Here is a 13,194-nt window from a genome sequence, read left to right as displayed (position 1 = left end):
AGCCGTGAGTGATCTTCACCGTCATCCGGCCGATCCGCCGGGCACCGCTGCCGTTCGCAGGAGCGGTTCATCGCCCGGCTGCGGATGTCGCCCATGACCTGCGGCAAGCCGGGTGGGCGCACGTCCTGGCCGACCTGCTCGGCCGCGGCAGCAGTTCACAACCCGGGATGGGGAGTACGCTCCGAAAAACGGTTATGATCACGTACGGGATCTTTCCGGTATTTCGCCTCCTGGCCGCCGGGCCGGCCGCCCCCGTCGCCGGAAGACAGTCACGGGCCTATGAGGGCGAACCAAAATCAGCGCCGACACGGACGACCGCTCACCTCTGCCCCGCCGGGCGAAAGGATTCGGGTCGGCCCACATTTTCGCTCGAACGCGGGAAATGAAGATTGTGACGGCGGGCCTCCCCGATGCGGCGCTTCAAGGTCGGCATGATGAGGCAGCACCGGAAAGTGGTTATATCCGGCACTCCCCCATTTGCTCACGTGAAGGATTCCTATGAAGAATCACCTGAGGCTGGCCGTCCTGACCGGCGCAGCGGCTGCCGCACTGGGCTTCGTCGCGGCGCCCGCCGTGGCGGCCCCCTCGACGAACGCCTCCGTCGCGGCTCAGAACGGCAGCAACACCGCCAGGGGAAAAAGCCCCGCCTGCAGTAAGAACGACATCCGGCGGAACAAGCCCCACTGTGTCCGAGCGGCCTCCGGCAACGACACCAAAAATGACAAGGGTGACACCATCAATCGCCACACCAGTCGTGACACCCATAACAACACCAGCCACGACACCCACAAGAACATCAGTCATGACACGCATAAAAACACGAGTCGCAACGTCACTCACAACACCAGTCGCGACACTCACTACAACACGACTCGTGACACGCATTACAACACCAATTACAGCAAGACATACAATACAAATTACAATACGACTTACAACACCACGTACGACATGGGTGACAAGCGGACGCTCCCCGACGTCCAGGACCTGCCCTTCCTCGGGTCTTTCTTCAACTGATTTCGGACTGGTGAACCCGCGCGCGGCGAGTGTCGGCTGACGTCCGGATCCGTCCCGGCGGAACCGACGTCGAGCTGCCGGCACAGAACGGAGTCACGCGGGCCGTCTCCATCGCCACGGGACCGGCAGGCTCCTCGCCGGCACGGCAGGACCTCGTCGCGGGTTAGGATCACGGTCCTCTCGCCACCGAACCCCGACGAGGTCGCCGCCACCGGAAGCCCGGGACAGGTTGAGGTCGTCCACGTCGAGCAGCGCGTAGATGCCGGTCTTGGCGTCCTGACTGCCGATGAAGTCGGCCGCCGTGGGCCGGTTGCGGTCGCTGCCGCCGGACAGCGCGGCGGCCGGCGGGTTGACCGCGCCCTTCGAGTGTGAGGTCGTTGGCGTCGGAGCCGGTGAAGCGGAGCACCGCGCCCGGCTCACCGGCCAGCACCTGCAGGCGCTGGCCGACCGTGTGGACGCGAGCGCCGGACAGCGCCGTGGAGCCCGGGCGGCCCGGGGCGGCCCGGCGCAGTTTGCGCTCGAGCAGTAGGGCCAGCTCGCTCACCCGAGCCGGTCCGGCACCGTCGGCGGCCGGGTCGAAGAGGTCGATGTCCCAGTCCTTGTCGCCGTTCTCGACGGACACCTTGAACGTCTTGCCGGTGACGTCCGGCAGTGGGTCACCGAACGCACCCGAGACCGTGCCCGACGGTGTCAACGCCACGGCGCGGTCGGGAATCGGACTCACCCGACGCATTCACCGATGCGCACGGACACTGACATCTATGGATCAGCAATAAGAAGAAGATCCAATCATCCTGCCGCGGAACCGGGAGTGGCGGCCGGCGCCGGAGATTGCCAGCCGACGTTGATGCGCGGCGGGCGCGACGGCTTGTCCTCGAGCCGGCTCAGCAGAGCGTCCATCCGCTTGTTGAGCGTGGTCATGGCCGCGGCGAGGTTGCGATCAGCGCCGTACCGGCTGCGCTGGTCGTGCAGCGTGTCCGTCAGCTCGCGCAGGAGCTGGGCCGCCGCCGGGTCGGACTTCTCGAAAGCGGTGAGCGCCTCGTCGATCTCTTCGCGGGCCGCGGCGAACGCCGTGGTCAGCAGCATGTCCAGGCGCTCCTCGGTCAGGCCCCGCAGATGCGACAGCGGTCCGGGCGGCGCCGGTTTCCACGTCTGGAGCAGTTCGACCGGGTGCGCCGACTCGTTGCGGTCGATCGCCTTGCGGTGCGGGACGCAGAGCAGGAGCAGGTTGTCATAGCTGTCCCGCTCCTCGGGGGTCAGCCCCGGCGCGTGCCGCGGTCCGTCCGGGTCGGTTCCGCGGATGCGGACCGGCTCGACGTTGACCTCGGGTTCACCGCCGAGAAGCACCGTGACGGGTGTGCGGCAGCCGGGGAAGTCACAGCTGCCCTGGGAGAGCGCCACCAGAGCGGCGCGCGTGGCCGGCGTCAGCCGGGTCGTCTCGTCCATAACTCGCTCCACGGAGAATGTGCCACTTCCAGTGGCTGTGGGCAGTCGGGTGATTAAGGCCGGATCGCTCGGGAACCCTGGAATCCCGGCCAGAAGCGAGGTTGATATGGCGATCCACACCATGATCTGCGAGGCGGAGAGCGCCACCGACGTGCTTTTCGTCTGCGCCGACGAGGTCTGCGGCCGCCGGGTGGTCGTGGGCAAGTCACGTCCCCGGCTCACCGTGATCGACCAGGGTGACTTCGACGCCCGGCACACCGGGTCCCTCGGCGCCATCACCATCGACGCCGTCGATCTGACGTGATCCGGCCGATCCGCGGCCCGGGCCTGTCCGACGCGGACCCGAAGGCCGGCCGGCCGGACCGGACGCCGTTGTCCGGGCGGGCCGACCGGCCGGGCCGTCAGTTGGGGTCTTCCACCTTGATGATCGGCCCCTCGGCGTAACCCATCATGTCGTAACCGACGGGCCCGAGGTCGGAGTCGAGGAACGTCGTAACGACGATCTTGTAGACGCCGGCCTCTGTGGTGTTGCCGGGGTTGCCCTCGGGCAGCGCGAAGGCCGGGACCTCGATCCTGGCCTTGTAGATCTCGTTCTGCGAGAAGAACGGCCCGCGAACCGGGACCCGGACCTCACCGAGGGACACCTCGACGCCGGGGCCCTGCGACTCCGCGAACGCGGTGACGACCCAGTCCTGGGTGCGCACGGACAGCGCCGTCAGCCACAGTGGGACCAGGTTGCCGAACACGCGCCAGCTGACGTCGATGTCGAACGGCTTGGCCCGGTTGACGACCAGGTTGGACTTCCCGAGCGTGGGCCTGTCGGTGATGCCGACGATGCCGAGGAACTCACCCTCGATGGCAGGGTCGGTCGGCCCGGTGGGTGGAATGTTGGGATCGAAGCGATCGGTCATGGCGATGCTCCCTTGCATCTCCGAGATCCGGTGCCGCACCGATGTGCCTGGCGCCCAGCGTTGTCGGGCGTACCGGGGAATCACCCAGACCGTATCCCCGGCGGGAGACAGCAGGCTGCCGGATCAGGGACACAGCGTGTCAAGACCCAGTTGCTTCATGTGAGGGAACAGACTCCCCGTCGTCGCCCGGCGAACCGGGCGGGTCGTGCCTCTCGCTGTCATCGGCGGTGGCGAGGTCGGCCGGGCGGCCGGCGGTGCTCGTCGCGGTCAGCGCGGCGGCGAAGAGCACCATCTGGTTGACGGCGTTGAGGAAGACCAGCAGCCCGACCGGGCCGGCCACCAGCTGATACGCGGGATTGGCCGCGATCTGCCCGACATAGAGGCTGCCGAGGGCCTTGAGCAGTTCCAGGCCGACGGCCACCAGCAACGCCGGGCCGAGAACCCGGCGCCACGACATCCGCACCCGCGGCAGTCCGGTCAGCATGGCGGCGGCCAGCACCAGGTTCACACCGGCGCCCAGCAACAGCGTCACCGCGGCCAGGATCCACCGCGCCGGCGTGGCATCGGTGTCGGTCGCATCGACCAGCCGATTCGCGACGATGGTGCTCAGATATGCCGCCGACAGCGACACGACCAGCAGGATCCCCAACCCGGCCAGTATGAGCAGATCGATGAGCACCCGGACGACCAGCCGGCCGGGATATTCGGGCATCTCCCAGATCCGGCGGATCGACGATCGCATCGCGTCGGCCCAGAACCACCCGGTGAGCGGCAGGCCGACGAAGGCGATGATCCCGGCCGTGCTGCCGACGTTCCGCAACGTCCCCACGTCCACGTTGGGCAGATATTCCGCGGCGTACTGTTCCGTCCAGCCCAGCACCGACGGGTTGTCCAGGACCGAGGTGAGGACCGCGAACCCCAGCATGCCCAGCGAGAACATCGCGAAGAACGCGTAATAGGTGACCGCGGCGGCGAGCCGGCCCCCATCGGCGACGTCGTACCGCATCCCGGCGCGGGCCAGATGCTTCCACCACCCGGCACTGCGCCGGAACCGGCGCCACCCTGCCGCAATCAGCCGTACGAAACCCGGAGCCGTCACAAGAGGCGGCTATACCCGGCGTACACCCCTTCGACGCAGCCGGGATCCGGCACCCGACGCCGGCGCCCGCCACGACCGGCGCTCGTGAGTCAGGCGTCGGCCTCGTCCGCTGTCTCGCTCGTCATGGCGATGGCGACACCGAGCGCCTTGGTGATCGCGCCCGCGGCCCGGAGCACGCGCGGCGCGCCGACGATGGGCGCGACAGCGACCAGGACATCCTGAACATCGTCGAGCTTGACGCCGGACTCCACCGCCGGGGACACGTGCAGCAGGTAGGAGGCCGGGGGTGCGTCGACCGCGACCAGCGCGGCGATCCGGACCATGAGCAGTGTGGCGGGGTCGAGCTCGACCCGGGCCAGCGACACCGCGTTGATCTCGGTCAAGGCCTCGAAAACGGGTGCTTCTCCGGTTGCCATCGACGTTCTCCTTCCGGCTGACGTGAGCCGTCCGCTCGCGCAGCTACAGGCTCGTTCGGCGGCGTGCGGTTTTCCTCATCCGAGAGGGATGAGCGGGCACCGCCATGCGTCGCCGGCGGAGAGATGCTGCTGCTCTCAATGACCGGTAGGCGGGATGTTCGAGGTCTTGCCCGCCTGCATGATGCGCTTCACCTTCTTCGCCTGCTGCTTCTCCTTCAAAGTCTTGCCCTTTTTCTTGTCGTTGCTCTTGCGCACGGACTTCTCTGACATGACCACTCCTTCTGGACGGGGAACTGCCGGTGAACGAGCCCCAGTTCCGTGAACCGGAGACTTGTCCGCGAGACGGCCCTGGTTGTTCGGGCCCAGGCATGGGTGATGGCGCCGCACGGGGAGAACCTGAAGGCTCCGGCGGGATTCTGATGGCCCGGCACGGCGTTACGACGGTGTTCGTCGCCGGTCGCCGAGTTGCGCATGACGGTCACCGCCCTGGCCACCGGCATCGACGCCGGCGAGTCGCGCTGAGTCTGACAGGTCGTGTTCGCGCTGGACGGCCCGCAGATCGGGATCATCGCCGAGGGCTGGGGCAACAGCCCCATGCTACCGCCCACACCGGAGCTGAACGCGATCACGACATCGCTTTTCTGCCCGCGGCCGAGGGCCGGGAAGGACGTGTCACGCGCCGTATATTTGCGGGCATGGCAGCCCAGCCCTACACCTTGACCTTTCCGCCCCGGCGTCGTTCGGAGCGGCTGGGTGTGGCGGTGACCAGTGAACTGGTCGAGCTCATCGTCACCGGTGAGATCCCCGAAGGTGGCTTGCTTCCGCCGGAGGGACCGCTCAGTGAGCACTTCGGGGTGAGCCGCACCGTGATCCGCGAGTCGGTGAAGCGACTCGAGGAGAAGGGGCTCGTCGTCGTCGCGCAGGGGCGCGGCACCCAGGTGGCCCGGTCCGGGTCGTGGAACATGCTGGATCCGATCATCCTCTCCGCACTGATCGACAACGACGAGTCGCTGGGCATCCTCGACGAACTCACGATCGTGCGCGGCAACCTGGAGTCGGCCATGGCCGGCGCGGTGGCCGCCCGCCACACCCCGGACGAGCTGGCCCGTGTCGAGCACGTGCTGGACGCCATGCGGGAGATGGGGCAGGAGAGCGACGCCTTCCGGCAGGAGGACGTGGTCTTCCACTTCACGATCATGGAGATCTCCCGCAATCGGCTGGCGGAGAACATCACGAAGCGGCTCTACCGTCGCGCGCTGGAGAGCCGGAGATATCAGGGGCTCGGCTACGAGGGGGCGTTCACCTCGACGATCGAGGAGCACGGCCGGGTGGTCGAGGCCATCCGGCGCGACGACGTCCAGGGTGCCGAGCGGGCGATGCGTGACCACATCGTCAACTCGTGGCAGCGGCGCCGCCCGGCAGCGCCACCGGAGGGCAACGAGTAAGGCCGCAGTGCTCCGGTCGTACTCACGCGGGATTTTCGGGGATCAGCCGCAGGCCGGCCCGTGCGGGACGGACGTGCGGACCGGCGATCCGGGCCATCGGATTGACCGCCCGGACCTCCGCGATCCGGTCCTCGTCGACCCGGATGCCCAGGCCCGGCTGATCGCCGAGGACGATCCCGCCGTCCAGAATTTCCTGATCGACGCGCAGGCCGATCGGCGGGTCGAGGTGCTGGACCTCGAAGGCCAGGTGGTTGGGCACCGCCACGGCGGCGTGCGCCACCGGGTTGCCGTGGTAGGCCACCGGGCTCACCGGCAGGTCGCGGCTGTGCGCGACGGCGGCCACCCGGAGGAAGTGGGTGATGCCCCAGACATTGCCGACCTGCACGATGTCGACGGCGTCGGCGTCGAGCAGCGGCCGGTACTGTTCCAGGCCGGTCAGGTTCTCGCCGGTCGCCACGCCCGCGCGGACGTGCTGCCGCACCGAGGCGAGACCCGCCGCGTCCCACCGGCGCACCGGTTCCTCGATCCAGGCGAGGTCGACGGTACGTTCCAGCTCACTGACGAAACGGACTGCCTGGGTACGATTCCAGGCCTCGTTGGCGTCGAGCATGAGTGCCGGGTGTGCCGAGTTGCGGTCGAGTACCTCGCGGACCGCCAGGAGCCGCCGCCTGTCGCGGGTGACGTCGAGGCCGCCTTTGAGCTTGGCGGAGCTGAAACCGCGGTCGGCGAAGCGCTCGTAGAGCCGGACCAGTGCCTCGTCGTCGAGTGCGATGTCGAGGCCGGAGGCGTAACCCGGCACATACCTGTCGAGTGCGCCGAGGGTGCGCCAGAGCGGCTCCCCCGCCGCCTTCGCCTTGAGGTCCCAGAGCGCCATGTCGATCGCGCCGATCGCCCCGAACGTCGCCCCCGCGTGGCCGGCCTTGAAGACCCGGTTCAGCATGCGGTCGTAGAGCGCGGTGACCGCCCGCGGGTCCTCGCCCTCGACCGCACCGAAGATCCGGTCGATGTCGCCGTGCGCGCCGAGGCCGACGCCTTCCAGGCCGTCGTCGGTCTCCAGGATCAGGACGTGCACGTCGGTACGCGGCCCCGGCATCACGCCGTTGGCGTCGCCCGTCAGCCGGCCCCAGTCGTGCTCGGTCAGCAGGCTCCGATAGCCGGTGACCTTCATGTCAGCTCCTCGCCGCAACGGTTGGGCTCACTCCTTGGTCCCGCCGGCTGTCATGCCGGCGACCAGGAAGCGCTGGGACACGATGAAGACGATGAGCACCGGCAGCACCGAGACGGCCGTCGCCAGGGCGAGCGTCGGCAACTGCACCGACTGCGCGCCCGCGGAGCTGGGGTTGAACGCCGGCGTCGAGGCGAGCAGGGAGGTCAGTCCGACCTGCATCGGGTAGCCGTCGCTCGACGGCAGCATCACGAACGGCAGGAAGAAGTTGTTCCAGTTCTGGACGAAGCTGAAGAACGCGACGAGCGCGACGATCGGCGCGGCCAGCGGCAGGGCGATCCTGGTGAAGACCTGGATCTCCCGGCACCCGTCGATGCGGGCCGCGGCGAGCAGGTCGCGGGGGATGCTCGTGGAGAAGTAGATGTAGGTGAGGTACACCCCGAACGGGAAGAACGACATCGGCAGGATCACCGACAGCGGGCTGCCGATCAGGCCCACCGCGTTCAGCTCCAGGAAGATCGGAAGAACCAGCGCGGTGTTGGGGATCAGCATGACGACGAGCGTCAGCACCAGCAGCAGCCGCCGGAACCGGAAGGTGGTCAGGGCCAGCGCGTAGCCCGCCGGGATGCTCGCCACCAGGGTGAGCGCCAGCGCACCCAGGGCGTACAGCGCCGAGTTGGTCATCCAGGTGGTGACCGCGCCGTCTTGGTAGTCGAACAACCGGTTCCAGTTGGCGGCCAGTCCGGCCGCGCTGCCGGGCGTGAACGGGTTGCCGACGGACAGGCCCCGCGCGGATTTGGTGGTGGCCAGCAGCAGCCAGACGATGGGTACGGCGAAGAACAGCACGAAGACCGTCACCATGACCGCGACGATCGTACGGCCGCTCCAGCCACTGACTTTCGCAGAGGTCATGGTGTCACTCCCGTTCGAACAGGCCGCCGCGCGTCACGAAGACGGCCGACAGCGCGAGGGCGACGACGAGCAGCAGCAGGGAGATGGCCGCCGCCCCGTTGAAGTCGTTCTGCTGGAAGGCGTATTGGTAGGCGAGCTGGTTGAGCGAGTAGTCGTTCGGCACGACGGCGTTGCTGGCCTGGGAGAGCAGCTGCGGCTCGACGAAGAGCTGGGTGCCGGCGGCGAGCGACATGATGCCCATGTAGGAGATCCATCTGCGCAGCATCGGCAGCTGGATGCGCCAGGCGATCTGGACGGCGCTCGCACCGTCCACCCGGGCCGCCTCGATGATCTCGGCGCTGATCGTGTTCAGGGCGCCGTACATGATCACGATCCAGCCGCCGGCACCGGTCCAGAAGGCGATGATCGCGAACACCACGGGTAGATTGCCCGGGACGATGACCTGGACGAAGCTGTCGAAACCCAGCAGCCGCAGCAGGCCGCCGGCCGGGCTCGCCGCCGGGTCGAGGACGAACAGCCACAGCAGGACGCTCGACGCGCCCGCCAGCGCCCCCGGCAGGTAGAAGACGAACCGCAGTGTCCGGCTGAGCCAGCGGACGCTCATCGCGTGGACGACGATCGCCAGCACCGTCACCAGCACGACCAGCGCGGCAAGCCAGATCACCAGGTACAGCGCGACGTGGGAGACCGCGGGCCAGAAGCGGAAGTCGCCGGCCACCTTCGTGAAGTTCGCCAGGCCCGCGAAGCGGCCCGTGGTGTCGGTGAACGCGAGGTAGACCGCGTAGCCGCCCGGCAGCACCCCGAACGCGAGCGTGAGCACCACGTAGACGGAGATCAGGCCGTAGCTCAGTGCGATGCCGCGCGGGGCGGGTGGTCGCCCACCCGCCCGCGCTGTCGTCATGGCCGCCGCGGGGACGGCTTCACCGACGACCGTCATCCGACCGTGTATCCGTCGACCTGCGCCTGGTTCGTGATCGCCGTCTGCCATTGTGGAAGGAGGTCGACGAGGCTCTTGCCGTCGGCGATCGCCGGGGTCATCGTCTTGGCCCAGATGGCCTCCTGGCTGAAGATCCCCGAGCCCCAGCCGCTCCAGATCGACGCGCCGGCCTTGACGACGGGCTGCAGGTCCGTGGCGTAATAGCCGCTCGACTCCTGCTTCGCCACCCACCTCTCGGCGGCCGGTCCGTACGCGGGGTAGCCGGGGGCGAGCGCGACCTGGTATTCGTCGGCCGTCGTGACGAACCGGGCGAAGATCTCGGCCGCCTTGAGATTCTTCGAGTGACTGCTGACGAACCAGGTGCCGCCGCCGACGTTGCCGGTCACCGCTTCCTCGCCCGCCCACGCCAGCGGCGCGGCGACACCGAGCTGACCGGCCGGGACGTCGAGGGACTCCGGGTTGTTGAAGATGGCGCCCGCGTACCAGGCCGGTCCGGGCGTCATGAGCACCTTGCCGGAGTACTTCTTCACGAACTCGGGCGCGAAGACGCTGACGTTCGGCGTGGCGCCATTTTTGATCAGCGTGTCCAGCATCGACGCGGCGCGCCGGCACTGCTCCGTCCCCGTGTTCACGGTGACGGACTTCGGCCCGGTGATGTCGTTCGCCTGGCACTTGCTGCCCCAGAAGTAGGTTTCCGGGGTCCAGGCGTCGCCGACGGTGCCGACGATGTGGCCGGGGTGCTCGCGGACCACCCGCTCACCGAGTGCCTGGTACTGCTGCCAGGTGGTGGGGACCTGATATCCGAACCGCTCGAACAGCGCCTTGTTGTACCAGAGCACCACCGGGGCGAGGTCGTTGCGCAGGCAGTGCACCTTGCCGTCGACGGTGCACGGGTTCAGCGCGCCCTCGATGAACCCGTCGAGGGTCTCCTGGGGCACGAGCCCGCCGTCGAGGACCGCGGCGAAGGCCTGTTTGCCGTTGTTCGCCTGGGCGGCCCACGCCGCGTCGTTGTTCTGCGTGGAGAACACCACGTCGGGCCAGCCGCTCCCGGTCCGGTCGAAGAGCTGGATCTTCGTACGGAAGGAGTTGGAGCCGTTGGCCGAGCCGTCGTAGGTGACCACCTCGATCGGCACCTCGGGGTGGGCCTTCTTGAAGGCGTCGGCGGCCTTGGTCCGGTCCGCGTCCACCCACACCGTGATCGTGGCCTTGTCGTCCTGGGCGACCTGACTGTCACCGCCACCGCCACCGCAGCCGGCGAGGGCGACGGTCAGTACCGCGACGCAGCCGAGAATGGTGCGGACGGACCTGGTTCGTACCATGTATTCGTCCTTTTCAGCGAAGGGCCCATTGCTGGTTGGCGCCGCCGTGGCAGGACCAGAGGTTGAGCCTGGTTCCGGCGGCGGTGCCGGCGCCGGTGGCGTCCAGGCAGAGCCCGGACTGGCCGCCGACGACGGTCCCGCTCGCGGTGAGGTTCCACTGCTGGTTGGCCTGGCCGTTGCAGTCCCAGATGATGACCGCGGTGCCGTTGCTGGTGCCGGCTCCGCTCGCATCCAGGCATTTGGTGCCGCCGTAGACGGTCAGCTGCCTGCCGGACGTCGCGGTCCAGGTCTGGTTCGCCGCACCGGTGCAGTCGCCGAGCTGGGCAGGGGTGCCGTTGGCCGTGCTGCCGCCCGGCACCTCGACGCACCGGGCGGACTGAGCGCCGACGATCCGGCCCGTCTGCGGGTTGCCGCCGCTGCGCACCCCGGCGGCTGCCATCGCGGCCTGGGCGGCCGGCGGCCAGTTTCCGTTCGTCACCGTGACGTTGTTGGTGACCACGTTGCCGCGGTCGCCGTTCGTCACGTTGCTGCCGCTGCTGCTCGTCCAGTTGCCGGTGACGGTGAAGTTGCCCATGTTCTCCCCGCCCCAGTAGTTGGCGGTCAGCCAGGTGCCGACGGAGGAGAAGACGTTGCCGGTGGCGGTGAAGTACTTGGAACCCTCGTCGAAGTAGAGCCCGAACCAGCCGTTGGTACGCAGGCAGTGGTTCCCGTCGATGCGGGCGCCCGGGTTCCACGACAGCGTGTAGATGCACCCGCCGTCGGTCATCTGCTGCATCACGTCGTGGATGTAGTTGCCGATCAGCCGGTTGTTGCTCGCGGTGGTCGGTGTGGTGTACCGCAGCTGGTAGTTGTACAGGCCCCGGTTGGCGTACTGGGTGCTGCCGCCGGGCTCGTTGGCGCCCCAGCCGTAACCGATCGACATGCCGGAGTAGGGCATGTTGTAGACCTCGTTGTGCGACACGGTGGAGTTGGTGACGTAGGTCGTCAGGACCGACACGTTGCCCCGGTACTCCACGCCGAGGTCGTGGATGCGGTTGTCGCTGATCGTGATGTCGCGGTTGACCATCCGCTGGTCGCCGGGGTGGTGCGCGTCGGCGCGCACGCCACCGACCACGATGCCGCCGGCCGAGCTCCGGGCGATCTCCGACCCGGTGACCGTGATGCCGGCCGCGCCGAGGCCGACCCCGCTGCCGTGGGCGTTGGCGTCGTTGCCGATGCCGATGGCCGTCTGGCCGAGGTTGACGAATCGGGAGCCGCTGAACGTGATGCTGGTGGCGGCGGAGACCTGGACGGCGGCGGGCATCTGGTTCCAGTGCGGCCGGGCGGCCTCGAACTGGGTGCAGCCCTGTTGGCAGGCACTCAGCGCCGGCCAGTTCCAGTTGCCGGTCAGGTACGCGCCGGTCTGCTGGTCCGCGAAGCCCTGATTGCTGCCGGCGCCGCGCCAGCTCGTACCGGTGAAGGTGATCCCGGTGAACGTCAGGTGGTGGGCGGGCGCGTCGTAGGTGCCGCCCACCTGCACCAGCGACTGGAGGACCGGCAGTTCCACGCTGACGGCGCTCATGGTCTGCCCCGCCGCCGGGATGTAGTACAGCGCGCCGGTGCCGGGGTTGAGGTACCACTCCCCCGACGCGTCCAGGAATTCGTAGGCATTGACCAGGTACAGCGGGCCGGCCCGGTGCGGGCTGGTGAACGTGTCGTACCCGAACGTGTTGTTGTTCCAGCCCGGCTGCTGCATGGTGATGAAGTTGCCGCTGATGCCCTGCACGGACACGTACCTGTCGGTGAAGGAGTTGACGCTCTCCATCTGCACCCGGCTCTGGTCGGCCACATTGTTGAGGTAGCTCAGCGCACTGTTGCTGAACCGCAGGCCGGTGTTGGTGGCGGTGAAGTCCGCCCGGTTGACCTGGGTGCGCGCCCGGGTGGCGATGGCGCCGTCGACGTAGAGCTGCCGGGTGTCCGTCCCGGCTCCGACATCGGCCCGCCAGATGTTGCGACCGGCGTCGGCCAGAGTCCATCCGGTGACCGCCCGCGCGCCGCTGATCGCCGGACGGGCCGACGGGGCCGCGCGCCACACCACGGTGTGACCGTTGGTGCCGGAGTCCTCGGCCGTCAGCCGCAACGGTGCCGACAGGCGGTACACGCCGTCGGCCAGCTGTACCACGATGTCGTCGGACATCGCGTCGTTCAATGCCCGCACCGCGGTCTGCGCCCCCGTCAGCGAACACGGCTGGGCACTGGAGCAGGTGCTCCCGGAGCCGGTGGGTGAGGCGTAGAGCATCGTGGGCGCCGCCAGCGCAGGGGTGGCCCCGGCGACGGTCACCGCGGCGGCGGCCACGCTTGCCGCGAGGGATCCGGCCAGGACCCGCCTTCGCACCGTGGACAACGCGGACACCGACATGGGGATCTCCTCGATGTGGGGATGGAGGCGAGGCCGTCGAGCTTGCGTATGACGTATGACGTTTGACCCGGCCGACGTTAAGGCGGCGTTTCCACCACGTCAAGCGATGAACGTCGATCGACAAAGCTC

General features: G+C 68.4%; 14 protein-coding genes. 3 read left to right on the top strand and 11 right to left on the bottom strand.

The window, feature by feature from the left end; translation table 11 throughout:
* Positions 1-498 precede the first annotated feature (498 nt).
* Positions 499-1,017 (top strand): hypothetical protein, encoded by a 519-nt coding sequence (locus tag AC0NH5_RS24805; protein ID WP_474408017.1) that lies wholly within the window; start codon positions 499-501, stop codon positions 1,015-1,017.
* Between the two features lie 169 nt (positions 1,018-1,186).
* Here the strand turns inward: AC0NH5_RS24805 and AC0NH5_RS24800 are convergent, their stop codons facing one another.
* Positions 1,187-1,741: a hypothetical protein gene (locus tag AC0NH5_RS24800; RefSeq protein ID WP_474408015.1), complete on the bottom strand. Its 555-nt coding sequence runs from the start codon at positions 1,739-1,741 to the stop codon at positions 1,187-1,189.
* Between the two features lie 65 nt (positions 1,742-1,806).
* Positions 1,807-2,463, bottom strand: a complete 657-nt coding sequence (locus tag AC0NH5_RS24795) for a hypothetical protein (protein ID WP_474408012.1) — start codon at positions 2,461-2,463, stop codon at positions 1,807-1,809.
* 106 nt (positions 2,464-2,569) lie between these two features.
* On the opposite strand from AC0NH5_RS24795, the gene AC0NH5_RS24790 reads away from it, so the two are divergent.
* A complete protein-coding gene (locus AC0NH5_RS24790) occupies positions 2,570-2,767 on the top strand; it encodes a hypothetical protein (protein WP_474408010.1) in 198 nt (65 codons plus the stop codon).
* A 97-nt stretch (positions 2,768-2,864) separates the two neighbouring features.
* Here AC0NH5_RS24790 and AC0NH5_RS24785 read toward each other — a convergent pair whose 3' ends face one another.
* The 4 genes from AC0NH5_RS24785 to AC0NH5_RS24770 form a co-directional block, all read right to left on the bottom strand.
* Positions 2,865-3,374 carry a hypothetical protein gene (locus AC0NH5_RS24785; RefSeq protein WP_474408008.1) on the bottom strand — a complete coding sequence of 170 codons (510 nt, stop codon included), beginning with the start codon at positions 3,372-3,374 and terminating at the stop codon, positions 2,865-2,867.
* 139 nt (positions 3,375-3,513) lie between these two features.
* Entirely contained in the window at positions 3,514-4,473 is a 960-nt protein-coding gene (locus tag AC0NH5_RS24780) for a YihY/virulence factor BrkB family protein (RefSeq protein WP_474408005.1), read from the bottom strand.
* 89 nt (positions 4,474-4,562) lie between these two features.
* Positions 4,563-4,889: a carboxymuconolactone decarboxylase family protein gene (locus AC0NH5_RS24775; protein WP_474408003.1), complete on the bottom strand. Its 327-nt coding sequence runs from the start codon at positions 4,887-4,889 to the stop codon at positions 4,563-4,565.
* 135 nt (positions 4,890-5,024) lie between these two features.
* Positions 5,025-5,159 (bottom strand): hypothetical protein, encoded by a 135-nt coding sequence (locus AC0NH5_RS24770; protein ID WP_474408001.1) that lies wholly within the window; start codon positions 5,157-5,159, stop codon positions 5,025-5,027.
* Positions 5,160-5,584: 425 nt separating this feature from the next.
* On the opposite strand from AC0NH5_RS24770, the gene AC0NH5_RS24765 reads away from it, so the two are divergent.
* On the top strand, positions 5,585-6,334 hold the full coding sequence (locus tag AC0NH5_RS24765; protein ID WP_474407999.1) for a FadR/GntR family transcriptional regulator: 750 nt from the start codon (positions 5,585-5,587) through the stop codon (positions 6,332-6,334).
* Positions 6,335-6,356: 22 nt separating this feature from the next.
* Here the strand turns inward: AC0NH5_RS24765 and AC0NH5_RS24760 are convergent, their stop codons facing one another.
* From AC0NH5_RS24760 to AC0NH5_RS24740, 5 genes are read right to left on the bottom strand one after another with little or no spacing between them, the layout of a single operon-like run.
* Complete coding sequence (locus AC0NH5_RS24760; RefSeq protein WP_474407997.1) at positions 6,357-7,502, bottom strand: mandelate racemase/muconate lactonizing enzyme family protein; 1,146 nt, start codon at positions 7,500-7,502, stop codon at positions 6,357-6,359.
* 27 nt (positions 7,503-7,529) lie between these two features.
* The gene (locus tag AC0NH5_RS24755; RefSeq protein WP_474407995.1) at positions 7,530-8,411 is read right to left on the bottom strand and encodes a carbohydrate ABC transporter permease; all 882 of its coding nucleotides are present in this window, start codon (positions 8,409-8,411) and stop codon (positions 7,530-7,532) included.
* Between the two features lie 4 nt (positions 8,412-8,415).
* Entirely contained in the window at positions 8,416-9,348 is a 933-nt protein-coding gene (locus AC0NH5_RS24750; RefSeq protein WP_474407992.1) for a carbohydrate ABC transporter permease, read from the bottom strand.
* On the bottom strand, positions 9,345-10,667 hold the full coding sequence (locus AC0NH5_RS24745; RefSeq protein ID WP_474407990.1) for an ABC transporter substrate-binding protein: 1,323 nt from the start codon (positions 10,665-10,667) through the stop codon (positions 9,345-9,347). The genes AC0NH5_RS24750 and AC0NH5_RS24745 overlap by 4 nt, the downstream gene beginning before the upstream one ends.
* 13 nt (positions 10,668-10,680) lie before the next feature.
* Positions 10,681-13,065 (bottom strand): ricin-type beta-trefoil lectin domain protein, encoded by a 2,385-nt coding sequence (locus AC0NH5_RS24740; protein ID WP_474407988.1) that lies wholly within the window; start codon positions 13,063-13,065, stop codon positions 10,681-10,683.
* Positions 13,066-13,194: the final 129 nt, after the last annotated feature.

It is taken from the genome of Actinoplanes sp. 13, assembly GCF_056134165.1.
This window is presented reverse-complemented; position numbering and strand designations above follow the sequence as displayed.